The 23,269-nt window shown below is 43.4% G+C and carries 25 protein-coding genes and 2 tRNA genes; 4 read left to right on the top strand and 23 right to left on the bottom strand.

Annotation, left to right across the window (positions count from 1 at the left end):
• Positions 1–7 precede the first annotated feature (7 nt).
• From GBI66_RS13710 to GBI66_RS13700, 3 genes are all read right to left on the bottom strand, one after another.
• On the bottom strand, positions 8–850 hold the full coding sequence (locus GBI66_RS13710) for a ParA family protein (protein ID WP_004801912.1): 843 nt from the start codon (positions 848–850) through the stop codon (positions 8–10).
• A gap of 82 nt (positions 851–932) precedes the next feature.
• Positions 933–1,322, bottom strand: coding sequence for a SirB2 family protein (locus GBI66_RS13705; protein WP_005209886.1), 390 nt, complete (start codon positions 1,320–1,322; stop codon positions 933–935).
• 9 nt (positions 1,323–1,331) lie between these two features.
• A complete protein-coding gene (locus GBI66_RS13700) occupies positions 1,332–1,640 on the bottom strand; it encodes a BolA family transcriptional regulator (protein ID WP_151716503.1) in 309 nt (102 codons plus the stop codon).
• 190 nt (positions 1,641–1,830) lie between these two features.
• Between GBI66_RS13700 and GBI66_RS13695 the strand changes: the two genes are divergently transcribed.
• Positions 1,831–1,903 (top strand) — tRNA-Gly (locus GBI66_RS13695).
• A 41-nt stretch (positions 1,904–1,944) separates the two neighbouring features.
• A tRNA-Gly gene (locus GBI66_RS13690) sits at positions 1,945–2,020 on the top strand.
• A gap of 75 nt (positions 2,021–2,095) precedes the next feature.
• On the opposite strand, the gene GBI66_RS13685 is transcribed toward GBI66_RS13690, so the two are convergent.
• The 7 genes from GBI66_RS13685 to GBI66_RS13655 all read right to left on the bottom strand — a co-directional run bounded on the left by GBI66_RS13685 (position 2,096) and on the right by GBI66_RS13655 (position 10,697).
• Positions 2,096–3,457: an MFS transporter gene (locus tag GBI66_RS13685; protein WP_151716502.1), complete on the bottom strand. Its 1,362-nt coding sequence runs from the start codon at positions 3,455–3,457 to the stop codon at positions 2,096–2,098.
• Positions 3,458–3,574: 117 nt separating this feature from the next.
• Positions 3,575–4,600: an enoyl-CoA hydratase/isomerase family protein gene (locus tag GBI66_RS13680; RefSeq protein WP_151716501.1), complete on the bottom strand. Its 1,026-nt coding sequence runs from the start codon at positions 4,598–4,600 to the stop codon at positions 3,575–3,577.
• 13 nt (positions 4,601–4,613) lie between these two features.
• Positions 4,614–5,387, bottom strand: a complete 774-nt coding sequence (locus GBI66_RS13675; RefSeq protein ID WP_151716538.1) for an enoyl-CoA hydratase — start codon at positions 5,385–5,387, stop codon at positions 4,614–4,616.
• A 21-nt stretch (positions 5,388–5,408) separates the two neighbouring features.
• Positions 5,409–6,536: an acyl-CoA dehydrogenase family protein gene (locus tag GBI66_RS13670; protein ID WP_151716500.1), complete on the bottom strand. Its 1,128-nt coding sequence runs from the start codon at positions 6,534–6,536 to the stop codon at positions 5,409–5,411.
• Between the two features lie 10 nt (positions 6,537–6,546).
• Positions 6,547–8,196 (bottom strand): AMP-binding protein, encoded by a 1,650-nt coding sequence (locus GBI66_RS13665; protein WP_151716499.1) that lies wholly within the window; start codon positions 8,194–8,196, stop codon positions 6,547–6,549.
• 78 nt (positions 8,197–8,274) lie between these two features.
• Complete coding sequence (gene mmsB / locus GBI66_RS13660; RefSeq protein WP_266095279.1) at positions 8,275–9,165, bottom strand: 3-hydroxyisobutyrate dehydrogenase; 891 nt, start codon at positions 9,163–9,165, stop codon at positions 8,275–8,277.
• Positions 9,166–9,179: 14 nt separating this feature from the next.
• Positions 9,180–10,697: a CoA-acylating methylmalonate-semialdehyde dehydrogenase gene (locus tag GBI66_RS13655; protein WP_151716497.1), complete on the bottom strand. Its 1,518-nt coding sequence runs from the start codon at positions 10,695–10,697 to the stop codon at positions 9,180–9,182.
• A gap of 165 nt (positions 10,698–10,862) precedes the next feature.
• Here GBI66_RS13655 and GBI66_RS13650 point away from each other — a divergent pair, with 165 nt between their 5' ends.
• Complete coding sequence (locus tag GBI66_RS13650; RefSeq protein ID WP_151716496.1) at positions 10,863–11,744, top strand: LysR family transcriptional regulator; 882 nt, start codon at positions 10,863–10,865, stop codon at positions 11,742–11,744.
• Positions 11,745–11,808: 64 nt separating this feature from the next.
• Here the strand turns inward: GBI66_RS13650 and GBI66_RS13645 are convergent, their stop codons facing one another.
• The 4 genes from GBI66_RS13645 to GBI66_RS13630 form a co-directional block, all read right to left on the bottom strand.
• Positions 11,809–13,245: an amino acid permease gene (locus GBI66_RS13645; RefSeq protein WP_005209874.1), complete on the bottom strand. Its 1,437-nt coding sequence runs from the start codon at positions 13,243–13,245 to the stop codon at positions 11,809–11,811.
• Positions 13,246–13,435: 190 nt separating this feature from the next.
• Positions 13,436–13,795 carry a RidA family protein gene (locus GBI66_RS13640; protein ID WP_005186540.1) on the bottom strand — a complete coding sequence of 120 codons (360 nt, stop codon included), beginning with the start codon at positions 13,793–13,795 and terminating at the stop codon, positions 13,436–13,438.
• 9 nt (positions 13,796–13,804) lie between these two features.
• Positions 13,805–14,908: an alanine racemase gene (alr, locus tag GBI66_RS13635; protein WP_151716495.1), complete on the bottom strand. Its 1,104-nt coding sequence runs from the start codon at positions 14,906–14,908 to the stop codon at positions 13,805–13,807.
• Between the two features lie 23 nt (positions 14,909–14,931).
• The gene (locus GBI66_RS13630) at positions 14,932–16,188 is read right to left on the bottom strand and encodes a D-amino acid dehydrogenase (protein ID WP_151716494.1); all 1,257 of its coding nucleotides are present in this window, start codon (positions 16,186–16,188) and stop codon (positions 14,932–14,934) included.
• A 139-nt stretch (positions 16,189–16,327) separates the two neighbouring features.
• Here GBI66_RS13630 and GBI66_RS13625 point away from each other — a divergent pair, with 139 nt between their 5' ends.
• The gene (locus tag GBI66_RS13625) at positions 16,328–16,795 is read left to right on the top strand and encodes an Lrp/AsnC ligand binding domain-containing protein (protein ID WP_005186529.1); all 468 of its coding nucleotides are present in this window, start codon (positions 16,328–16,330) and stop codon (positions 16,793–16,795) included.
• A gap of 60 nt (positions 16,796–16,855) precedes the next feature.
• Here the strand turns inward: GBI66_RS13625 and GBI66_RS13620 are convergent, their stop codons facing one another.
• The 9 genes from GBI66_RS13620 to GBI66_RS13580 all read right to left on the bottom strand — a co-directional run bounded on the left by GBI66_RS13620 (position 16,856) and on the right by GBI66_RS13580 (position 23,265).
• The gene (locus GBI66_RS13620) at positions 16,856–17,221 is read right to left on the bottom strand and encodes a ribonuclease E inhibitor RraB (protein ID WP_004801857.1); all 366 of its coding nucleotides are present in this window, start codon (positions 17,219–17,221) and stop codon (positions 16,856–16,858) included.
• 135 nt (positions 17,222–17,356) lie between these two features.
• Complete coding sequence (locus tag GBI66_RS13615; protein ID WP_151716493.1) at positions 17,357–17,830, bottom strand: N-acetyltransferase; 474 nt, start codon at positions 17,828–17,830, stop codon at positions 17,357–17,359.
• A gap of 23 nt (positions 17,831–17,853) precedes the next feature.
• The gene (locus GBI66_RS13610) at positions 17,854–18,519 is read right to left on the bottom strand and encodes an RluA family pseudouridine synthase (RefSeq protein ID WP_151716492.1); all 666 of its coding nucleotides are present in this window, start codon (positions 18,517–18,519) and stop codon (positions 17,854–17,856) included.
• A gap of 98 nt (positions 18,520–18,617) precedes the next feature.
• A complete protein-coding gene (locus GBI66_RS13605) occupies positions 18,618–19,070 on the bottom strand; it encodes a hypothetical protein (RefSeq protein ID WP_005186524.1) in 453 nt (150 codons plus the stop codon).
• Positions 19,071–19,641: 571 nt separating this feature from the next.
• A complete protein-coding gene (locus GBI66_RS13600) occupies positions 19,642–20,529 on the bottom strand; it encodes a DMT family transporter (RefSeq protein ID WP_151716491.1) in 888 nt (295 codons plus the stop codon).
• Positions 20,530–20,601: 72 nt separating this feature from the next.
• Positions 20,602–21,303 carry a hypothetical protein gene (locus GBI66_RS13595; protein WP_151716537.1) on the bottom strand — a complete coding sequence of 234 codons (702 nt, stop codon included), beginning with the start codon at positions 21,301–21,303 and terminating at the stop codon, positions 20,602–20,604.
• Between the two features lie 43 nt (positions 21,304–21,346).
• On the bottom strand, positions 21,347–21,922 hold the full coding sequence (locus GBI66_RS13590; protein WP_151716536.1) for a DUF4126 domain-containing protein: 576 nt from the start codon (positions 21,920–21,922) through the stop codon (positions 21,347–21,349).
• Positions 21,923–22,049: 127 nt separating this feature from the next.
• Positions 22,050–22,193 (bottom strand): zinc ribbon-containing protein, encoded by a 144-nt coding sequence (locus tag GBI66_RS13585; protein ID WP_004637424.1) that lies wholly within the window; start codon positions 22,191–22,193, stop codon positions 22,050–22,052.
• A 154-nt stretch (positions 22,194–22,347) separates the two neighbouring features.
• Entirely contained in the window at positions 22,348–23,265 is a 918-nt protein-coding gene (locus GBI66_RS13580; protein WP_228267298.1) for an HNH endonuclease, read from the bottom strand.
• Between the last annotated feature and the right edge of the window lie 4 nt (positions 23,266–23,269).

Here is a 23,269-nt window from a genome sequence, read left to right as displayed (position 1 = left end):
GATTCTCTTATTTCTTTGATTCAATCTCATTGAACAGGGTCACATAAGCGACGGTCAATTTGTGGTCAGATGCCAAATGAATCAAGGGTAAATTCTTTTGATGTGATTCTTTCATCAAGATCGATGGTGGCAGCATGCTATCCAGCACAGGCAAGCCTTCGTCTTTTAACTGTTGAACCACTTCACGAGGTAATTTTGCCTGAGATTGGAACTGATTGACCACAATTCCCTCAATCTCCAAGCGATCATTATGATCATCTTGGGTTTCGAGTACATTTTCAATCAAAGTTTGTAACGCACGTTTTGAAAACACATCACAATCGAATGGAATCAGCACTCGATCTGCTGAAATTAATGCGGATAAAGTGAAGAAGTTAAACGCAGGTGGCGTATCAATAAAGATGCGGTCATAGCGCGCACTGAGAGACTGAATCGAATCACGTAATTTATAAATTTTGTGTTTACTTTCCAGTGCATGCTCCAATGCACCTAGACTTGGGCTTGCAGGAATCACATCCAGATTGTCAAAAGAAGAACGATGTACATAACTGTCCAAGCCTTTGCCACGTGGTGCTTTCAGGATTGAACCAATCGCATTGCCGATCAAGCCCTTTTGCTGCGTACTGCCTAAAATATCATCAAAGAAGTTTTCAATGTTTGGCTCTAAAGCTGCTTTATCCGCAGAATAGGTTGCATCTTCACCTAAAAGGTATTGGCTTGAATTCGCTTGTGGATCAAGATCAATCACCAAGGTTCTAAACCCCTGTTTCGCGCTAATCGCAGCGAGATTGACTGTAATACTTGATTTCCCCACACCACCTTTTTGGTTAAATACCACACGCGTTAACATGATTTCCCTCTATAATATTTTTGTAAACTGCACGCAGTTTAACCTAGTGACAAAACAATTACTCAAACAATGTGTCGAACAATCAGGCAAAAACAGGCTTAATCATCACCAACCCAAGAATACCTACCATAGCCACCGTCCCGATGAGTAATCCTGCACGGCGTTGTTCCAATAAAATGCTGCTGTCCTTTTTATAGGTTTTGATCAAAGACGACCACAACACAAAAAATAAAATCACTTTGGCGTAGAACCAAGGCTGCACCTCAAAGTTATTCATGAACAGTAAAACCGCACCCGTCACAATAATTAAGGTCAAAGATAGATGTTGTAATCCCACCAAGCCTTTACGTGCTTTTGGATTGGGTTGCTGGTCTTGTACGCCAACAAAGAGTGTTGCGCCACGCAATACAAAAGCAATGATCAATAAGCTCACTGCGGACATATGCACAATTTTAGTAAGGAAAAGGTCCATCATTAATCCTTAGCTTTTTGGTGCATGTGCACATTCAGGGCTGGCAGGTGCTTGGCCTTGCCATTCACTTGGAACATAAGCATGAATCGCAAGTGCGTGGATTCGACCCGGACTCATCAACTCTGCTGCAACGGCATAAATTTTTTGATGACGTTGTACTAAACGTAGTCCTTGAAATTCATCACTTACCACAATGACTTTAAAGTGTGATTCTTTACCCGGGAAATATCCGCCATGCCCTGCCGACTCATTAATCACTTCAAGATGGGTAGGTGAGAGGGTGTTTAAATGTTCAATCAACTGTTGTTCTAAGTTCATCAGTCACTCTGTAAGGTCAGATTGAGATAGCTCATTAGTATACATGAGCGGAATCTGAGGGAAACTTTTGTACAAAAATTTGCTTTCCTAGGCTTTTTTTGCATGAAAATGCTTTAATTTTATGCAAATAAACAATTTCTTTGCATAAAATTATTGACCCTATTTTTGCATAATGTATTATACACGGCATGCGGGAATAGCTCAGTTGGTAGAGCATAACCTTGCCAAGGTTGGGGTCGGGAGTTCGAGTCTCCTTTCCCGCTCAAATTTTTTAGTGTAAGTTTTCGTAAAAACTGCTCAATTAGCGGGAATAGCTCAGTTGGTAGAGCATAACCTTGCCAAGGTTGGGGTCGGGAGTTCGAGTCTCCTTTCCCGCTCCAGATTCAAAAAAGCCCTAGTCGAAAGATTAGGGCTTTTTTCTTTGCAAATCATAATGCTCCACGTGGAACATAAAATTAAGACTGTTCTGTAATCTTGGCATCCAAATTGAGACTTTGTTTTTTCATCTCAGTTTCTACTACACCATATTTTCGATCACGTGGCATAAAGGTGGTCGAGATAATCGCAATCACCGCCATACTGCCAATATACATCATAATCAGATGAGGGCTGCCGCCACCGACACTGAGTAGCTTTGTCGCAATCAACGGCGCTAGTCCACCACCCAATACCCCCGCTAACTGCACCGAAATCGAGATACCGCTATAGCGAATTTCTGCGGGAAACTGACGGGCAAAAAGCTGTGCCTGTGGTGCATACATAATCGGAAAAACCACCCCGATCGCTAACACGATTGCAGTCCAGACCAACATAGGGTCTTTGGTATTGAGCATGCTAAAGAATGGATAGCTATACAGCGCCAGTACACATAGGCCAAACATAAACATATTGCGTTGCCCGACTTTATCGGACAAATGTCCACATAATGGGGTCATAAACATAATCACAATGGCCCCACAAATGGTGGCAAATAGAATTTCTTGTCTGGCAATCCCCAACTGTGTGGTGGTGTAGGCCAAAGTAAAGGTCGAGGCAATATAAAACCATGCATTCTCGGCTGCACGCGCCACAATAATGGTGATCAGTTGCTTCGGATGGTTTTTAAAGACCTGTAAAGCTGGGACTTTAACTTCTTCCGCCTGTTGCTTCACTTTTTCAAAATCGGGAGACTCTGGCACCTTGACCCGAATGTACCAACCGACTGCCAGTAACACGATGCTGGCAAGAAACGGAATCCGCCAACCCCAACTAAACAAAGCCTGCTCAGGCAATAAAGACACCAATCCTAGTGCAATTGAGGCAAGCATTAAGCCACCGCCAGTACTGGCTTGAGGCAGACTGCCCCAAAAGCCTTTTTTGCCTTCTGGGGCATGTTCAACCGCCATCAGCACTGCACCGCCCCACTCACCGCCCATGGCCATACCTTGGATAAATCGCAGGATCACCAAGCAGATGGCGGCCCAATAACCAATCGACTCATAAGTGGGTAACAAACCAATCAGTACTGTTGGAATCCCCATCAACATCAGGGTCAACAGTAACATCGATTTTCGGCCAATCTTGTCACCAAAATGCCCAAACACCAGACCACCCAATGGCCGACCGATAAATCCCACCGCATAGGTTGCAAACGCCGCAAGTACACCCGTCAGCGGATCTAAATTGGGGAAAAATAATTTATTGAAAATTAAAGCTGCTGCCGCACCGTAGATAAAAAAGTCATACCACTCAATGGTAGTCCCCACCATACTGGAGATACCCGCCAAGCGATGAGAGGACTTTTTAGCAGATGAACCGTTTCCATGTATTGTTTGCATCATCATGTTCCTTTCTTGGATCTTCTTGTTTTAGGTTTTTTGCTGATCATCAATCCTGACCATCAGCATGTCAGACGTTTTACTACTCCTTCGATGAGTCAATATGCATAATTGGATTTAACTGAGTTTTTCTAAAATCTGTTCCAACTCGTGGTTACGTTGTTGCCATTGTGGCTGTTTGTCTTTATCCACAATTAAGGCACGCACACCCTCAATAAAATCACCATGTTCAAACCAGATATCTTGCAGGTCGCGCTCCAGTTGCATACATTGTGGCAATGAAAGACCACGGCCTAAATGTTGTAGTTTCAAACTGGTTTGTTTGGCAATGAAGGACCGCTGCTGCAAGATGCTGAGCATTTTTTCTGCCCAAGGCTGCAATTGCTCATCCTGCTCAGTCGCAAGGCTTTGCTCAATTTCGTCCAAATGCTGAAAACCAAAATGTTTGCGAATACCATCTGCCAACTGTTTCAGTTCACTTTCAGCAGGTCGAGTTATAAAGCACGCAACAATATGCTCAATATTCTGTTTGCTTAGATTCGGTTCATTAATCAGCGCATCTTGCAAGGCTTGTAGCTTTTGACTTGGTACGTGATAGTCGATTAAATCTAAATAAAGGGCATCACTACTGCTGATCTGCTCGCCCGTAATGGCCAGATAAACCCCAATATCATCTAGTCGAGACAGGAAATGGGTCGCACCGACATCAGGGAAAAAGCCAATTGCTGTTTCAGGCATCGCAAATCGAGATTTTTCACTGCTCACCACAATATGACACGCTTGTGCTAGCCCAAAACCACCACCTAGCACATAACCATCAAGCACAACAACAACAGGCTTTGCATAGTCACGCAGCAGGTTCAGCATTTTATATTCGGCACTAAAATAACCTTTATAATCAGCCGTATCATTTTTATAACTATCATATAGATAGCGAATATCCCCACCTGCACAGAAGGCTTTAGGGCTATTCGATTTAATCAAAACTGTCTGAATTGCTGCATCATAACGCCATAATTCCAGTTGACTACAGATGCCCTCAATCATCTCCAATGACAAGGCATTTAAATGTTTAACCCGATCTAAGCTAATCAGGCCAAGACTACCCTTTTGCTCAATCATTAACTGATTTTCGATATTCATTGTTGTTGATCTCTTATCGATTTTTAAATTTCGCCTGACGTTTTTCCACAAAAGCCTGCATCCCTTCTTTCTGATCCGATGTGGCAAAAATGGAGTGGAACATCCGTCTTTCAAAACGTAAGCCTTCGGTCAGATTGACTTCAAAGGCGCGATTAATGCTTTCTTTTAACATCATGTTGGCGGTTAAAGAGCGCGCAGCAATGTTTTCTGCGGCTTGCAGGGTTTGTTCAAGCAATTCTTCCTTACGAAACACACGTGCCACCAACCCGCTTTGTTCAGCTTCGACTGCACCCATTTGCCGTGCGGTAAAGCACATTTCCATGGCTTTGGCTTTGCCAATCGCATGGGTTAAACGTTGCGTACCGCCAATCCCTGGAATCACGCCCAAAGTCACTTCAGGCAGACCAAACTTGGCATTGTCTGCACAATAGATAAAGTCACACATCAGGGCCAACTCACAACCACCACCCAAAGCATAGCCACTGACCGCAGCAATCAACGGTTTACGGCGTTGCGCGATACGATCGGCAAGATGGAAAAAATCATCAAAATAAATATCGGGAAAGTTCAGATCCGCCATTTCCTTAATGTCGGCACCTGCGGCAAAGGCCTTTTCTGAGCCTGCCAACACCATGCAGCCAATCTCACGATCTTTTTCTAATTCATCTAAAGCCTGATTCACTTCGCTAATTAATTCACTATTCAGCGCATTCAAGGCTTGTGGACGATTCAGCGTAATCAGCCCTACGCCATTGCGTTTTTCTAATAAAATGGTTTGCCATTGCATCATGGACTCCTTGTTCTCTGGTTATAAGCTACGGGCGATCACTAAACGTTGAATATCGCTGGTGCCTTCATAAATCTGACAAATTCGAGCATCACGATAGATACGTTCAATCGGGAAGTCTTTCAGATAGCCATAGCCGCCAAACACCTGTAACGCGGCTGAGCAGACACGTTCAGTCATTTCTGAAGCAAATAGCTTGGCCATGGAAGCTTCATTGAGACAAGGTTGCCCTGCTTCTTTGAGACGTGCAGCGTAATGCACCAGTTGTCGAGCCGCTTCGATCTCGGTCGCCATACTGGCAAGACGGAACGCAAGTGCCTGATGCTCAAAAATTGGTTTGCCAAAGGTCAGACGCTCTTTGGCATAACGCGTGGCTTCTTCCAATGCTGCACGTGCCAACCCGACCGCCTGTGCCGCAATACCAATACGACCACCTTCCAGATTGGCAAGCGCAATTTTCAGCCCCTCACCTTCAGCACCCAACATCAGGCTCTTATGAATACGCACATCCGTCAGCGCAATTTGGCAGGTATCCGAAGCATGTAAACCAAGTTTTTCTTCAACGCGAATCACCTCATAACCGGGTGTCTCTCGTGGCACGAGGAAGGCACTGATGCCTTTTTTGCCTGCATTAGGGTCAGTCACGGCAAATACAATAATCACCCCCGCATTATCACCCGAGGTAATAAATTGTTTGGCACCATTGAGAATATAGTCATCGCCATCTTTCACGGCACGGGTTTTAATCGCTGCCGCATCTGAACCAGTATGCGGTTCAGTCAGGGCAAAAGCACCGATCATTTCACCTTGCGCCAATGGTTTTAAAAAGCGTTGTTTCTGCTCATCGCTACCAAATTTTAAAATTGGCACACAGCCCACCGAGTTATGCACACTCATGATGGTTGAAGTGGCACCATCGGCTACGGCCACTTCCTCAAGCGCCAACACATAAGCGAGGTTGCCTGTGTCGGAACCGCCCCATTGCTCTGGAATCAGCATGCCCATAAAACCGAGTTGCCCCATTTGTGCCAATGCGGTTTTTGGAAAAGTGCCATGTCGATCCCAGTCACTGGCATTCGGTTTGATTTGTTCTTGGGCGAAGCTTTTCGCCATATCACGAATTAAGCTTTGTTCTTCAGTTAATTGCATCTTATCTTCCTTAACCTGCTTTCGCTTGCTGTTTAGCAATTTCCTGATTACGTAATAAAAAGCGCTGAATTTTGCCACTTGGGGTTTTTGGTAGTTCAGTGACGAACTCAACCAAGCGTGGATAGGCATGTGCAGACAGGCGTTTTTTCACAAATTGACTCAGTTCTTCAGCCAATTGCTCCAAGGGTTGAATACCTGCCGATAAAATCACAAACGCTTTCACCACTTCAGTCCGCTCTGGATCTGGCACTCCGATCACGGCTGCTTCAACCACCGCATCATGTTCGAGTAAGGCACTTTCCACATCAAACGGCCCAATCCGATAGCCCGAGGTGGTGATCACGTCATCACTGCGCCCGACAAAACTCATGCTGCCATCGGCATGTAACTCGGCAGTATCACCCGTCAAATAGTACTGACCAATAAAAGGTGATTTGCGCGTTTCATGATAGCCACCAAACCACATCATCGGTGACTGCTCAATATCCACCGCTAAAATCCCAGCGGTGTCAGCAGGTAATTCTTCACCTTGTTCATTCACCACGGCAACACGATAACCTGCACTGGCAAAGCCTGCTGAACCGGCACGAACCTGATGGCTTAAACCATGGTGGTTACATACCACCATGCCGACTTCGGTTTGCCCATAGTGATCATAAATCGGCGCATCCAGCACCTGTTTAAACCAGCGAATCACTTCTGGATTCAGTGGCTCGCCTGCACTGCTGACCACACGAAACTGGCCTTTTAATGCTGCCATCTGAGCTGGGTCCGCTGCCATCATCATGCGATACGCCGTGGGTGCACCCGCCAGATTGGTAATTTGATAATCCTTCACAATCTGACATAGGCTATCGGTACTAAAACCGCCTTCATAGAATAAGGTGGCATGGCCTAAGAACAGTGGTCCAGTAATCGCATAGTACAAACCATAAGCCCAACCTGGATCGGCAATATTCCAGAATGAATCATCGTCCCTTAGACCAACCGCATCTTGCATATAGCGAGCAAACGCCAGTAAGGCTTTTAACGGAACTTCTAACGGTTTGGCGGGCCCCGTGGTACCTGACGTAAACATTAATAAAAATGGATCTTGGAGGGCTCGCATGACCAATTCACATTGATCAGACTGCTGTTTAAGCACTTGCCAAAAATTAAAATCACCATCGATTAACGGCGAATCTTGCTGATCAGCAACTGTGACAATCGTTGGACAATCTTCAATTTCATCGAGTTTGCTGCGGTTCCCCGTATCCGTCACCACCAACTTACTTTGTGCCAGTTGCAATCGATGCTCGATGGCCTTCGGACCAAATGCAGTAAACAAAGGCTGATAAACCGCACCAATCCGCCAAGCCGCGAAAATCGTCACCAACAGTTCGGGTGTTCTCGGCAGTAATCCTGAAATACGGTCACCTGCTTGCACCCCTTGTGATTTTAAGAAATTCGCAAATTGACTCGACCATTGCTGTAACTGGCGAAAGGTATACTGTTCTTTTCGACCATCTTTGCCTTGCCAATACAATGCGATCTTGTCGTCATGCGCATGGCGATCACAACATTCATAACAGGCATTCAATGCATCGACTGAACCTGACAGCATCTCTGTTGCTGTACTTTGCAGATCAAAAGCCTGTACCGTCTCTTTATAATTCAACATCTGTGTTCCCTCAGTCTGCTTTGATTGTTATTCATGACAGGGTTTAATTTTTTGATAGCCATCCTTTGGCTTGAGCTGTTATGCCTCTGGCGGCAGGTATTGCTGAATAATGCTGGAAAAATCGAGATGCGCATTGCCGCGCATACACATTTGCTGATACAGCTGCTGCACCATCCCACCCAATACGATCGGTTGTTTGACCTGCCCTGCCGCTTCTACTGCAAGACCCAAGTCTTTCAACATCAACTGTGTGGCAAAACCATCTTGATAGCCACGCGAAGCGGGGGCATTTTCATTAATCTGTGGCCATGGATTACAGACTTCCGAACTCCAGCAACGACCACTTGAGGTATTAATCACCCCAGCCAAGGCTTTTGGATCAATGCCCAGTTTGGCACCGAGCGCCATGCCTTCTGCCACGGCAGCCATAGAAATGCCGAGAATCAAGTTATTGCAGATTTTAGCAATTTGACCTGCACCCACCTCACCGCAATGCACCACGTTTTTGCCCATGTGACTGAGTACGGGTTTGACTTCATCAAAAGTCTGATCATTGGCACCCACCATAAAGGTCAAGGTCCCCGCTTGTGCACCAATGGTGCCACCCGAAACAGGTGCATCACAAATGTGAATATTTTTACTTTGGGCAACCGCAGCAATGTCCTTGATGGTTTGTGGGTCAATGGTACTGCTGTCAATACATAAGCTGCCTGCTTTCAGAACTTCCAGCACGCCATCTTCGCCCAGATATACCTCTTTGACATGTTTGGCGGCAGGTAACATGCTGATCAGCACATCGGCTTGTTTGGCCGCTGCTTGAGGGCTGTCACACACTACCCCACCCGCCTCGGCAAAGTGCTGAATGGCCACTTCGCTGAGGTCATAACCATAGACTGTCAATCCGGCTTTAAGTAGGTTGTGGGCCATTCTGCCGCCCATATTCCCTAGACCGATAAAGGCGATATTCATCCGTGATCCCCTTATTAACGTAAACTGATGGTGGTATTGACACCGCCCACTTCGTGGCTGTCTTCAAACCAGCGACTGGTAATGGTTTTGGTTTGGGTATAGAACTGCACAGCCTGTTTGCCGTAAGGGCCTAAATCACCGAGTTTTGAACCACGAGAGCCAGTAAAGCTAAAGAACGGTACAGGGACAGGAATTGGAATATTGATGCCGACTTGACCGATATCAATCAGGTTCTGGAAAGTACGCGCAATCGCACCACTTTGCGTAAATAATCCCACACCATTACCAAATGGATTGGCATTGATCAGTGCAATCGCCTCTTCAAGCGTATCGACACAAATAATAGACAGTACTGGGCCAAAAATTTCTTCTTTATAAATGCACATGTCGGTATTCACGCCACTAAAAATCGTCGCTCCGACAAAATTGCCTGACTCATAACCGTGTACCTGAACATCACGACCATCCAGTAACAGTTCTGCACCTTGCTCGACACCGCTATTAATCAAATCCAGTACCCGGGCTTTGGCACGCTTTGAAATGACTGGCCCAATATCGGTATTCGGTTCATGCCCTGCATTAACACTCAATGTTTTGGCTTTTTCGACCAACTCTGCAATCCAGTGTTTACTGTCTCCGACCATCACCGCAACCGACAACGCCATACAACGTTGTCCTGCTGCACCAAATGCGGCACCGACTAAAGCATTCAGCGTTTGTTCTTTATTGGCATCTGGCATTACCGCGACATGGTTTTTCGCACCCATCATCGACTGCACACGTTTGCCATGTTGTCCTGCAAGGTTATACACATGCGTACCAACCGCAGTCGAACCGACAAAGGAAATCGCTTTAATATCAGCATGGGTACACAGACGATCAACCACCTCTTTACCACCATGTACCACATTGAGCACCCCTGCTGGGATACCTGCCTGAATCGCTAATTCGACTAACATCATGGTCGAAAGCGGATCTTGCTCAGAAGGTTTCAATACAAAGGTATTGCCACAGACAATCGCCATTGGGAACATCCAGAGCGGGATCATGGCAGGGAAATTAAATGGGGTAATGCCTGCACACACACCCAAAGGCTGCTGTAAGGTATAGGTATCGACACCACGCGCCACACCTTCAACATATTCACCCATTTGCAAGGTACCAACTGAACAGGCATGCTCAACCACTTCTAAACCGCGTTGAATATCACCTTCTGCATCCGCCAAAGTCTTGCCTTGTTCCGCAGTCAGTACCTGAGCAATCTCTTTCATATTGGCGCGAATCAGGTCTTGCAGTTTCAGCATGATACGCATACGCGCCTGAATCGGGGTTTGACGCCAAGACGCAAAAGCTGCTTGTGCAGACTGAATTGCCGCATCGACTTCCTGCACCGTAGCAAATGGCACACGACCAATCACCTCCTGCGTTGCAGGATTAATAATGTCTTGCCATTGTTGGGTTTCAGATTCGATAAAACTACCGTTAATGAGTAACTTGGCTGTTTCCAATTGAATATTTTGGATTGTGTTCATAACCTCTCCATAGGCCGTATTTTTATTGTGTTCAGTGTTCAGAAAATATCGATCGTCGTATTTTCTTTATTCAGGTTTTATTCGAGACTAGCAAAGAAAGCTTTGACCACCAACGCAAATTAATGCACGATCATTGTGCAAATATGCACAAGGAAGACCATAATAATGAAAGTGGATTGGGATCATCTACAGTTTTTTTTAGTGTTGGCACGGACCAAAACCTTAACCAATGCCGCCCGCATTATTGGCGTGGAACACAGTACTGTAGCGCGGCGGATTCAGGCGTTGGAGCAGGCTTTAGGCATTACCCTATTTAAACGCGAAGCCTCTGGCTATGAGCTGACTATGGAGGGTTTGGCACTGGTGCCGCGGGTTGAGCAAATGGAATACGCTTTCCTGCAAATTGAAAAACCGCATCAACCTTTGCAAGGCCGTGTGCGAATTGGCACACCTGAGGGTTTTGGTACGGCATTTTTAGCCCGCTTGTTAGCAGAGTTTTCCATACAGTATCCCTCGCTCACCATTGACCTGATTCCAGTGCCGAAAATGATCAAACTGTCGCATCGTGAAGCAGATATTGTGGTCTCGATTGAACGACCCACCTCTGGTCCCTATATCATTACGCGACTCTCGGATTATTGTTTAAAAATTTATGGCAGTAAAAAATATCTGGCACTCAACCCACCCATCCGTGATTTACAAGATTTAACTTCACATCGCTTTGTCAATTATATTGATGATCTGGTCTATAGTCCTGAGCTGTATTGTCTGGAACGCTTACCCTTAAAACTGAATGCAAACTTTCGCAGCAGCAGTATTTTAGCGCAGCAAATTGCTGTCAGTTCTGGCGCAGGACTGGCCATCTTGCCCAAGTTTTTAGCCGATGATAAACCTGAACTTGAAACAGTATTAGAACAACAAGTGCGCTACACCCATACCTTTTGGATGCTGACCTTTGTCGATTTGCAACATGAACCCCGCATTAAACTGGTCTGGGATTATCTACGTAAACAGGCTGATCAATATCAGCACTTATTAGTCGATTAAACACAATCACCCGACCATAAAAAACCGATCAATGTAGATCGGTTTTTTACTTAATTGACATGAACTATTGTGCCAACTCACGACCCAGTTTTTTCATGCGTGGTTTATACATCAGCTGATAGGTCACAGCCAAAATGACTACCCATAATGGGCTAACATAAAGTGCTTTTAAGGTATCTGGCTCAAGTGCCAAAATCACCAAAGCAAATAACAAGAAGGCAATCACGATATAAGACATGAATACGCCACCCGGCATTTTAAACTTCGATTGTGCATGCAGTTCTGGACGTAGCTTTCGGTAGCGCAGATAGCACACCATGATCAGACTCCAAACACTAATGAATAGAATCACACATAGTGAACTCGCCAGTGTGAAGGCTTCAAGGGTATTCGGTACAAAATATTGTAATACCGCACCGCCCATAATGAACACACATGAGAAAATCAAACCATTGGCTGGAACGGCACTTTTGGATAAACGACCAAAGGCATTCGGTGCCTGACCATCTTTAGACAGACCAAACAGCATCCGACTGGTGGAGAACACACCACTGTTCATGGAAGACATGACTGAAGACAGTACCACCAAATTCATGATGATCGCCGATGTCACAATCCCAGCATTTAAGAACAATTCTACAAATGGGCTCTTATCTGCACGGATAATGTTCCACGGTGTCACGGACATCACCACCAATAAGGCCAACACATAGAACAAGATAATACGAATCGGAATCGCATTAATAGCCTTTGGCAAATTCTTATGTGGGTCTTTGGTTTCAGCAGCGGTGGTTCCAATCAGTTCCACGCCGACAAAGGCGAATACAGCAATCTGAAAACCTGCCAAGAAACCATCCAGACCTTTAGGAAACATACCACCATGCGACCAGACATTGCTGAGCGAAGCGACAGCACCATGAGGAGCATGGAAATGGCTAAAGATCATATAGCCACCGACACCAATCAAGCCAATAATCGCTAAAATCTTGATCAGGGCAAACCAGAACTCAATTTCACCAAACAGACGTACCGTCAGCAGATTCAAGAACAGCACAAATAGCACACAGCCTGCGCTAATGGCAGCCTGTCCAATTGGGGTAAACATGGTGCCTTCAGGCAGCCAGAAGGTTAAATAATTGATCACGGCGGCCAGATCGGCAATACCGACCAGTACCCAACCCAACCAATAGGTCCAGCCCATGTAATAGCCAGCCCATGGCCCAATCAGGTCATGCGCCATATCAACAAATGATTTGTAGTGTAGATTGGCAAGCAACAACTCACCGAGTGCTCGCATTAAGAAGAAGAACATTCCACCAATAATCATGTAAATAAACAGAATCGATGGGCCTGCCAAGGAGATGGTTTTGCCTGAGCCCATAAAGAGCCCTGTACCAATGGCACCGCCAATTGCAATCAATTGCAAATGGCGATTTGAAAGTTTTCTTTGTAAGTCTTGGGGCGACTGTTCGCCTTCTGACTGATGCTGTGTAACCGTCATCTTAAGTTCCTTTTACTCTTTCCTAAATGAGTCAGCCTTGATTTATGTGCCATACCCTAGCTGTCTTTTTAAGACTGCTGACTCATCTTCGATTGCAAGAAAATACGTATCTGACTACGTTTTATCTACTGCAAATACGTTACTTTTCTTCTTTTTTTATATTTTTTAAACAAAAATAAAGCGGATCGCTTTATTTTTGTGCTGCAACAATTGCAATTTCGATCAACCATTTTGGATTGACCAAATCGGCCTGAATGGTGGCACGTGAAGGTGCGACATGACCTTTTAACCAATCAATCCAAATGGTATTGACCACAGGGAAATCTGAAAGATCTTTTAAAAATAGTTGTGCTGAGAGTAGACGAGATTTATCCGTCCCTGCTGAAGCAAGTAATTGTTCAATGGTTGCAAGCACTTCACGAGTTTGTCCTTCAATATCTAAGTCGGCATTTTTAGGCACCTGACCTGACAAATACACCACCTTATTGAATACTGTGACTGCACTCATCACTTCATTGGTATTGAGCTTTTGAATATCTGAATGTGACATGATAAATCCTTATTCCTGAGTCATAAATGAAACGCGCGCAGTCACGCCACACATCAGTTCATAACCGATGGTGCCTGAAGTTACTGCGACGTCGTCAATGGGTAAAACTGTTCCTGAACTAGACTGGCCCCATAACACCACTTCGCTGCCAACATCGGCATCGCTGATTGGGCTGAGGTCCACAGCCAGCATGTCCATGCTGACCCGCCCAATGGTTTGGGTCCGAATTCCATTCACCAAAACTGGCGTACCAGTGGCTGAAATCCGTTGATAACCATCGGCATAGCCACACGCCACGATACCAATACGGATCGGTTGCTCGGCCACATAGCTGGAGCCGTAGCCAACACTTTCATTGGTATTGAGTTCTTGCACGGCAATAATTTCACTACGCAGGCTCATGCTCGGTGCAAGGCCCCAATCCTGAATCGTGTGTTTAGGATAATCGGGAGAACTGCCGTACAGCATGATGCCACCACGGACATAATCTGATTGCAATTGGGTTTGATATCTTAAGATTGCAGCACTATTACTGACGGATCTTTCCCCAGGTAGACCTTGGATCGTAGCTTCGAATTGCTTGAGTTGATAATCAATTCCAGTTTGCCCAAAACGGTCACCATCAGCATCGGAGAAATGCATCATATGGGTGATACTGGCCACGTTAGGAAAACGATTTAAATGTTGCCAGTTTTTACGATACTGTTCTGGTTTAAAACCAAGTCGGTTCATACCACTGTTCATTTTTAAGAAAATATCAAATTGAGCTGGATAGATATGTTGCTGTAGCCATTCCACTTGTTGTTCACTATGTACCGTAAAGCTTAATTGGTACTGTGCACAATCAAATAAGTCTTGTGGGGAGAAAATACCTTCCAGCAATAAAATCGGGCCTGTCCAACCTAAAGCACGTAAGCGTTTTGCCTCATCGATATCGAGTAAGGCAAAGCCATCTGCGCTTTTAAAAGACTCATAGACACGCTCAATCCCATGCCCATAAGCATTGGCTTTGACCACTGCAAACACTTTGCTGTCGGGTACCGACTGACTGACGACCGCTAGGTTTTGGCGTAAGGCTTGGGTATGGATGACTGCAGTAATTGGACGAGGCATACGATACTTCCTTGTATGTTCAATTATGCGGCGTGTGAATAACGTTGAATCGACAAGCCATCAGTGCTGATGTCTGGACGATGATTCATGACCAGATCACTGATCAATTTTCCAGAACCGCAAGCCATGGTCCAACCTAAAGTGCCATGCCCCGTATTCAGGAACAGATTCTTATATTGCGTTGCACCGATAATCGGTGTGCTGTCGGGTGTCATCGGACGTAAACCTGTCCAGAACGATGCTTGAGCAAGATCGCCACCTGGGAATAGATCTTGAGTCACCATTTCTAAGGTTGCACGACGATCTTCTTTTAGACCAAGATTAAAACCACTGAGCTCAGCCATACCACCAACACGGATACGTTGATCGAAACGTGTCAAAGCAACTTTATAGGTTTCATCCAATACCGTTGATTGCGGTGCGAATTTTGGTTCCACAATCGGGATCGTGAGTGAATAGCCTTTCACTGGATAAACAGGTAAATTCAGTTCCAGTGGTTTCAGGAAATCACGTGAATAACTACCAAAAGCCAGTACAAAACGGTCGGCTGTTAAAATCGCACCATCGACCATGACGCCTTTGATTTCATCGCCTTCAACAATCAACTTTTCAACATTTTGATCGAATTTAAATTCCACACCCAAATCTTGGGCCAATTTTGCCAAGGCATTGGTAAACAGATAACAATCACCTGTTTCATCATTCGGCAGATGTAAACCACCCACCAATTTATCGGTATGTGCTAAGGCAGGTTCTACCGTACCCAGCTCTTGTGCATTCAACAAATCAAAGTCAACACCGCACTCTTTGAGTACTTGAATATCACGCTGTACAGCTTCAAGTTGTGCCTCATTACGAAACACTTGTAAGGTACCTTTCGCGCGGTTTTCGTAGTTGATCCCTGTTTGTGCTCTGAGATCGCGTAAGCAGTCACGGCTGTATTCTGCCACACGCATCATGCGTTCTTTATTCACCGCATAGCTTTGTGGATTACAGTTTTTCAGCATCTGAGCCATCCACTGCAACTGCCACATACTGCCATCAATATTGATTGCTAATGGCGCATGATGCTGGAACATCCATTTTACGGCTTTGAAAGGAATACCGGGCGCTGCCCACGGCGTTGAATATCCTGGGGAGATTTGGCCTGCGTTACCAAAACTGGTTTCTTTTGCAGGTCCAGACTGACGGTCAAGTACCGTCACTTGCGCACCTTGTTGTGCAAGATAATAGGCACTTGCCACACCAATGACGCCACTTCCTAAAACGATTACGCGCATAATAGATCCCTCAAGCACACACTAGGTTATTTAACTAGTATATTTTTGGATCAATAGTTTTTTTCACTGATTTTATGACTATAATCTAGGTAATTTAATATTTTTATCGCGAAAAAATTAAAATAAAAGGGAATCTTCTATGCGTAAATTAGACCGTATTGATCGCCTGATTTTAGATATTTTGCAGCGTGAAGGCCGAATTGCGATCAGTGAACTTGCTTCACGGGTCAACCTCTCCACGACGCCTTGCTCGGAACGAGTGAAGCGTTTAGAACGCGAAGGGATTATTGTGGGCTACTATGCTCGACTCAACCCAGCCTATGTCGATCGCAGCCTGCTGGTGTTTTTGGAAATCAAACTGTCTGCTAAATCTGGTGATGTATTTGATCAGGTGGCACGTGATTTGGTTGATATTCCAGAGGTATTGGAATGCCATCTCATTTCAGGTGAGTTTGATTATTTGGTAAAGGCACGTTTAAAAGAAATGAGTGCTTATCGACGTCTATTAGGCGATTTATTAAAAAAACTGCCTGCCTCTGCTTCTTCACATAGCTATATTGTGATGGAAGAAGTCAAAGAATCTTTATATTTAGATATGGGTATATAAACTTGTACCCAACAAAAAAGCCCTGATGCAAGGGCTTTTATTGGATCGAGCTTGAGCTGTTTACTCATCTTCGTCGTAAATATAGCTCATACAACCCCAACCATCATATTCACCATTGAACTCTTTGGCGATCTTGGTCATCCATTCTTCCAAGTCTTCAATATCTTCATATTCCAAAATCATGTTGACATGAATGTTCAGTACCCAAAGATCTGAACCATCTGAATGTACTTCTTCCTGAAAAAGTGAAATTTTTTGTTCTTGATGTAAAAGATGTAAGGCACATTTTTCAACCTGTTCTTGTTTTTCAAAAACAATCGAAAATTCGACTTCATGTGGCTCGTTGAGTTCATTACCATCTTCAACCATCTGCCATAGCACGTTGCCATTATCATTGTCTGGGAATTGGTCATAGTCGCGAGTCATATAAATATCCTTTGTTGTGTTTTGGACTTGATATTTGGCTATAGATTAACCGATTTTTATGTCATTTTTTAGACGGATTAATAGCAATATTGTAGTCAAAAAATGATCAAAGTAAACGTCTTGAGACTGGGTGTATCAGCGTAATACGATGCCAAGTACCACCTGATCAAGGCAAGCTATGCCATTTTCATAGATCAGTTCTGGGTAGTCTTTAAAAGCATCTCGTTCAATATGCGACAGACGAAAGCCACACTTTTGATACAGTGCCAATTGATTCAGACTGGAATTCCCTGTTTTAACCCATAAGGTGTGTGTATTCAGCTGCTTGGCAGACTCGATTACATGTTGAATCAATGCTTTGGCTAAGCCTTGTCCTTGATAGCCTTCCGCCACGGTTAGATTTTTAATTTCAGCTTGATCACCTGTTTCGAGTAAACACAGCTGAGCAATGATCTCTGCTTGATCATTCAAGATCACAAAAATTTTTGAATCAAATAAATATGTTTCGATCTCTACCCAACTCGGATCAGCCTCTAACAACAATGTTTTTAATTGATCTTGTTGTACCTGTGACAGTAGCTTCCAGAGAACGCATTGAATTGAATACATGATCTTGCCTATTTATTGTTGTCTTAGAATCTTACCTCAGAATGAATTTCAACTTCATTCAGCTTGAGTGGATGTTGAAATGCCAGATAAGCCGCATGAAGCGCCATTCGTTTTAAATGAAATTTGGTTGGCTCAGGATGATAAAGTTTATCCCCCATAATCGGATGACCAATATGCATCATATGTACCCGCAATTGATGCGAACGCCCTGTCACTGGCTCTAGACGCACACGGCTTTGATCAGTTTCGGCATCATATGCCATGCATTGAAATAAGGTTTTGGCTTGCTTACCTAATTCAAAATGGACGATCTGACGTGGACGATTTTCCCAATCGGTAATTAAGGGGACTTCGACACTACCTTCTGACTGAATTTGCCCCTGTACCAATGCCACATAGTACTTTTTGACGGTTCGTGCCTGAAACATTTTACTGACTGCGACTTCTGCTTCTCGATGTTTGGCAAACATGAGTAAGCCCGAAGTTGCCATATCCAGACGATGCGTGACTTTGGCAGCAGGATATTTGTCCAAAACCCGTAAATAGGCACTGTCCTGATGTTCAGGTAACCGCCCCATCACGGACAATAGCCCAGCAGGCTTATTAATTACCAGCAAGTCCTCATCTTCGTAAACGATGTCTAAAGGATCTTGTGGTGGCGTATAAATAAAATTGTCATTTAAAGGCATGGAGAAATAAACAAATCAAGCAAAGACAGAAGCAGCAGCGATTATAGATGTCCCAAGCAGTTTCGCAAGCACCGATTCAGCTGTTGTCTCAAGGCAAATTAAGATGGTGTTTTGAGCGCTTTACTTAACTTTTCTTTATAGCGTTCCTCCAAACTTTCAATATCTCGATTAAGAAAGGCAATCAAATAGTCCTTCACCCGAGCAAGGCTAAGCTGTTTAAACGAAATGCTGTCTTTGCTTTTACGCGTGACTAGGCCAAATAAATCTTTTTTAGGAATGATGACTGGAATATCACTGTCTAGCTTAAACTCCAGTTGTTGTGACTTGGCATAGGCGTCAAGGGTAATGGAAATGGTCTGTTCTGTCCGATGATCACTGACAATAAAACTGGTATCTGCACCATTGAGTTGTAATTGACGAACCAACTGTTGACGCCAAGCCATCTCATCAAATTTCGTTAAAATCGTTGCCAAATCAAATGTACCGACATGATCGATGTCATTATGATTCATTTGATGTGGATAGCGGATTTTAAGCTCGAACTCATTCATGATGGTACTGACCTATTACTGTGATTTTTTTGATTTATTAATATAAAAATAATTATATCACTTTGTTTTTTAATATAAAAATATCGATTTATATTCACAATATTCAGATTACAGGATTAGTTTCACACTCAGTTTTAGTTTTATTGATCTAGTTTTTATTATTTTGATCGAATTATTGATGTTCTCTTCAATTAAATTTTTTAGGGTATCAAGGGAAAACAGAGGTTGTTTACTTCAACACCTATGACTTTGTAAGTCATAACCTTTGCCTATAAACTTTTGATCTATAGCGTCCTAAGCCGAATCGAGACCTTTTGGGTTCGTACACACTTGCTTTATAAGCGTCGGTGCATGCTACTCTTTTCGATCCCTTTCACACCCTTGAGACATAGTTTAGGCAGATCACGGTGGGATTGTTTTCCTAAAAACTGCTATTTTTAGCAATCAATGAAATAATTTTGCATGCTACATTCTAAAAGTTAAAATATTTCCCACATCAAATAAAAAACCACGATTTATATTTCGATAAATTCAAATTTACATGTGTATTTTTTCAAATAGAGCTTCTCATTTAAGCCCAAATCACCATAATCGCAGCCACAATCACCAACCACAGACCTAAATGATCAGTTTTAGCGAGCTTTTCTTTAAAAAAGAAAGCCGAGATTAATAGACTAAATAGAATTTCCACCTGCCCCAGTGTTTTGACAATCGCGACGGTTTGCATACTCATAGCACTAAACCAACCGACTGAGGCTAGAAAACTACAGATACTCACTCTCAAGGTCAGCCCAACACGCTGCCACATTTTATATAACGTCGGTCGGCTAAAAAATCCGAGATAGATCAACAGTACGATACATTGGAAGCTGATCAAACTGCACAACACCCATGCAGCACGGTGTAAAAATGGCAACATGCTCAGTTCTAAACTGGCTTCACGCACCAACAAAGAGGTAATGGCAAAACACAGGCCACTGCCAAGTCCAATCATCAAGGTTTTAAAGGACAGATCAGACTGTTGTTTGCCTTTACTCAGTAAAAATACTGCAAGCCCTCCAATCACTACCCCGATCCAGCCCCATGTGCTGAGATGTTCCTGTAAGAACAGCACACCGACCAAGGCTGCCAAGATCGCTTCACTTTTGGCAAGTCCGACACCAATGGCGTAGTTCTTTTGTTGAAATAGTTTTACCATCAAAGCAGTCGCATAGATTTGGCTAATGCCTGCAATCACAATATACAGCCAGAATTTATCGGAAAAATGCACAGGGACTGTGACAGGTTGATGCAGATACAGAAAGGCCAGATAGCTAAAGGCAAAGATCGGTGAAAAGATAAAGCGCGCCAGTGTGGTGCCATAAACATCCACGCTCGTACTGAGTTGTTTTTGAAATGCATTGCGCCAAGCCTGCATGAATGCAGCCATCAAGGTGAACAGAATCCAAGTGATCATCATAAGCTTGAACGCAAGAGCAAAAGTGAGGCTAATTTACGCTGTTCTGACTGGTTTTTCGATAGTCATCAGTCTTTAAAAACTTAAATCATTAAAGTCCTTCACTTTGGACAGATAGATCGGCGGTTGATTGATTTTGCTCCATGTTTCTTTAAACCTTGGATCATCTTCTGGATCTTGGCTTAAATTGTCACGAACAACTTTTTTACCCGTTAAAAAATTAATACTGGTTTGACTTTGAATCAGGGGGCCGTGATTGCTTGAATCATCATAGCCAATCAGGCGTAGATCATTACCTTCTAAGCGAAATAGATAACGCCAATAACCATAACGTCCATGCGAATAATAAACACTCAGTACATTATTTTTAATTTCCATCCATAGGTCAGGTGGGAAATAGACACCTCCATCTTCATTTTCCGAGCTAAAACAATTGAGGTTACTCACAACCGATTTGTATTTGCCTTTTTCATTCAGTAATACAATTGCACCGCGGCGGTTGCGGTCTAAATGCCCACGATATTCATCATGTACAAAGGCTTTGGGATCAGTCGCTTTGACGATCAGTACCACATCCTTTAAGCCATCTTTATTGAGATCACCTTCAATCGCTTCAAACAGTTGATACTTTGCAGGGATATAGGCTTTATAAGTGGCTTTATCTTTGCGGAGTTTCAGTTCTTCTGCCGATGGTTGTTGTTGGGCAAAGGCTGTTTGCGGAAGTATAGATAGGCTTGAGCAAGCCAAGATGAGTGCAATGCATTGTGTTCTTATCATCATCTTTAATTCATCATTCAGGTTGTTATCGGAGTTATTGCATTTATATGGAATGGCTCACTTGCTCTTGGCGTTTTGCATGAATCCAACGTGCGGCAACAATAATAAGAATAATCACCAAGATCGTAATCACCACAGGCATGATAAAGGCCAGAATCGATAAGACGACCGAGCCAATCAACTCACCTGTCGAGATCACAAAATTACCCAGTCCACCCGTGGTTGCAGTCGAAACGCCGCGTGCCGCTACGGTACTCATTTGCACCACGCCTGCGGTACCACCACCGACAATCAGTGCCGCTGCCCAAGTGGCAAACTGGGACATTTCACCACTACTCACTGCCATCGTGGTCAGTGTACCTGCCACCACAGCCGCAGGTGTAGCAATGGTATCTAATAGATTATCTACCCATGGCACATAGTAAGCTGCTATTTCACAAATCGTGGCAAAACCCAGTGCCATACACACCGATGGAAGTGCCAGCCATTCAAAGCCTTGGGCAGGTTGATACCATCCCATGAGGGTGGCAATACTCATCGCCAATAGCGGAACAAAGACACGAAAGCCACAGGCTGCGCTGAGTCCAACGCCAATACAGAGTCCTAAAATTGTTTCCATCATGGATTACCTTTCTATGCCTATGACAGGTCTTGTTATTTACATCTTATTTTTAAGGTAACAAAAAGCCCTATCAAGGGATAGGGCTTTTATTCAAACAGTGGGTAACTGTTTGGTATTTTGCGGCTTAGGCATTCTTACTGTTGAATTGATTGCCAAGGCATTTGGTACACGGAGGTAAACGATCAGTACCAATTTCTAAATAGGTGCGGTGTCCGCATTGAACACAAAAATAGAAGCCTGTTCCAGGTTTTTCGCCAGCAGTTACCATCTTTGTTCTCCATAGATTTTAGAAATGGTACATATACTATAGCGTGATAGTTTTGATTATTTATTGACCTTTCCGACGAGTGATGATGGCGGAAAGGTGAAGGAAACTAAAACTCATCTCTACACTAAACGTACTTTCAAGACCTATTCTTACTTTAACTGTTTTCTTTTACATTAATCATTAGTTTTTTAAGACCTTCTAATGTTAATAGTTCTTTTTCCCGATGTAACATTCTATGGCAATTTGAACAGACAATAGCTAAGTCTTCTAGCTTAGTTTCAACTATACCAATTGCTTTACTTAGTGGAATCAAATGATGGACCTCACAAAATTCCTCTCCTATTTCTCCATACACTTTTTTGAAATCAAAATGACAAACCTCACATTCTAATTTCTTCAAATCGGATAATACTTTCTTCTTCTTTTGTTTAATAATATTTAAATTTCTTTCTCGAACTAAATGTTCTCTAATTTTAAAACTACCTTCTCTAGCAGCCAGATTATCAATATCAGGTAACTCTCCTAATGGAGATCGTTTTTCAATGTATTTTTTTACTTTTTCTAACAAAGGCTTAGCCTCTTTTGATTTCGCATACCAAACATTACTTTGTCCAATCCCCCCTTTTACTGCCCGTGGAATATGCAAATTTCTTTCATAAACTGGTAAAAGGTAAGCATCTTCAAAATTGGCTTTTATTCGATAGAATTTAATTCTATTTTTCTTATGTAACCCTGAAATAGATTCAAAGTAAGTTTCCTCTCGAAATACTGTAGCATTTTTATACCATCCAACAATAACTGTTCCACCAGAGTCTGGACCAGCTGTCCAAACAACAGTTACCCCATCAATATGCTTATCATTTTTATCCGCCCCTAGATTATTAATATTAATTTTTCCAGATGAACGCACATACCCATAAACATTTCCATTCAGGTTAGTGAAATTACAAACTTCATGGCCTGTTTGAGAATCATTATAAGCCCCTCCTCTTTCTAAAGAATCTTTGTCAATTCCATTATATTTTTTCATCCACCCAATATTACAAAACAATATTTTCATTTTTAATGCCATAAAT

The sequence above is a fragment of the Acinetobacter sp. TUM15071 genome (assembly GCF_008980925.1).
Taxonomy (GTDB): Bacteria; Pseudomonadota; Gammaproteobacteria; order Pseudomonadales; family Moraxellaceae; genus Acinetobacter; species Acinetobacter dispersus.
The sequence above is the reverse complement of the archived record's forward strand: the minus strand, read 5'-3'. Positions and strand labels throughout refer to the sequence as shown.

What these genes read in the sequence shown, in the direction of transcription:
- GBI66_RS13590 (WP_151716536.1), bottom strand. Translation starts at nt 21,922, where the DNA reads ATGGAAACAATTTTAGGACTCTGTATTGGCGTTGGACTCAGCGCAGCC.
- GBI66_RS13605 (WP_005186524.1), bottom strand. Translation starts at nt 19,070, where the DNA reads ATGAATGAGTTCGAGCTTAAAATCCGCTATCCACATCAAATGAATCAT.
- GBI66_RS13585 (WP_004637424.1), bottom strand. Translation starts at nt 22,193, where the DNA reads ATGGTAACTGCTGGCGAAAAACCTGGAACAGGCTTCTATTTTTGTGTT.
- GBI66_RS13610 (WP_151716492.1), bottom strand. Translation starts at nt 18,519, where the DNA reads ATGCCTTTAAATGACAATTTTATTTATACGCCACCACAAGATCCTTTA.
- GBI66_RS13580 (WP_228267298.1), bottom strand. Translation starts at nt 23,265, where the DNA reads ATGGCATTAAAAATGAAAATATTGTTTTGTAATATTGGGTGGATGAAA.
- GBI66_RS13685 (WP_151716502.1), bottom strand. Translation starts at nt 3,457, where the DNA reads ATGCAAACAATACATGGAAACGGTTCATCTGCTAAAAAGTCCTCTCAT.
- GBI66_RS13650 (WP_151716496.1), top strand. Translation starts at nt 10,863, where the DNA reads ATGAAAGTGGATTGGGATCATCTACAGTTTTTTTTAGTGTTGGCACGG.
- GBI66_RS13595 (WP_151716537.1), bottom strand. Translation starts at nt 21,303, where the DNA reads ATGATAAGAACACAATGCATTGCACTCATCTTGGCTTGCTCAAGCCTA.
- GBI66_RS13655 (WP_151716497.1), bottom strand. Translation starts at nt 10,697, where the DNA reads ATGAACACAATCCAAAATATTCAATTGGAAACAGCCAAGTTACTCATT.
- GBI66_RS13640 (WP_005186540.1), bottom strand. Translation starts at nt 13,795, where the DNA reads ATGTCACATTCAGATATTCAAAAGCTCAATACCAATGAAGTGATGAGT.
- GBI66_RS13705 (WP_005209886.1), bottom strand. Translation starts at nt 1,322, where the DNA reads ATGGACCTTTTCCTTACTAAAATTGTGCATATGTCCGCAGTGAGCTTA.
- mmsB (WP_266095279.1), bottom strand. Translation starts at nt 9,165, where the DNA reads ATGAATATCGCCTTTATCGGTCTAGGGAATATGGGCGGCAGAATGGCC.
- GBI66_RS13680 (WP_151716501.1), bottom strand. Translation starts at nt 4,600, where the DNA reads ATGAATATCGAAAATCAGTTAATGATTGAGCAAAAGGGTAGTCTTGGC.
- GBI66_RS13625 (WP_005186529.1), top strand. Translation starts at nt 16,328, where the DNA reads ATGCGTAAATTAGACCGTATTGATCGCCTGATTTTAGATATTTTGCAG.
- GBI66_RS13665 (WP_151716499.1), bottom strand. Translation starts at nt 8,196, where the DNA reads ATGTTGAATTATAAAGAGACGGTACAGGCTTTTGATCTGCAAAGTACA.
- GBI66_RS13645 (WP_005209874.1), bottom strand. Translation starts at nt 13,245, where the DNA reads ATGACGGTTACACAGCATCAGTCAGAAGGCGAACAGTCGCCCCAAGAC.
- GBI66_RS13600 (WP_151716491.1), bottom strand. Translation starts at nt 20,529, where the DNA reads ATGATGATCACTTGGATTCTGTTCACCTTGATGGCTGCATTCATGCAG.
- GBI66_RS13675 (WP_151716538.1), bottom strand. Translation starts at nt 5,387, where the DNA reads ATGCAATGGCAAACCATTTTATTAGAAAAACGCAATGGCGTAGGGCTG.
- GBI66_RS13700 (WP_151716503.1), bottom strand. Translation starts at nt 1,640, where the DNA reads ATGAACTTAGAACAACAGTTGATTGAACATTTAAACACCCTCTCACCT.
- GBI66_RS13620 (WP_004801857.1), bottom strand. Translation starts at nt 17,221, where the DNA reads ATGACTCGCGACTATGACCAATTCCCAGACAATGATAATGGCAACGTG.
- GBI66_RS13630 (WP_151716494.1), bottom strand. Translation starts at nt 16,188, where the DNA reads ATGCGCGTAATCGTTTTAGGAAGTGGCGTCATTGGTGTGGCAAGTGCC.
- GBI66_RS13710 (WP_004801912.1), bottom strand. Translation starts at nt 850, where the DNA reads ATGTTAACGCGTGTGGTATTTAACCAAAAAGGTGGTGTGGGGAAATCA.
- GBI66_RS13615 (WP_151716493.1), bottom strand. Translation starts at nt 17,830, where the DNA reads ATGTATTCAATTCAATGCGTTCTCTGGAAGCTACTGTCACAGGTACAA.
- alr (WP_151716495.1), bottom strand. Translation starts at nt 14,908, where the DNA reads ATGCCTCGTCCAATTACTGCAGTCATCCATACCCAAGCCTTACGCCAA.
- GBI66_RS13670 (WP_151716500.1), bottom strand. Translation starts at nt 6,536, where the DNA reads ATGCAATTAACTGAAGAACAAAGCTTAATTCGTGATATGGCGAAAAGC.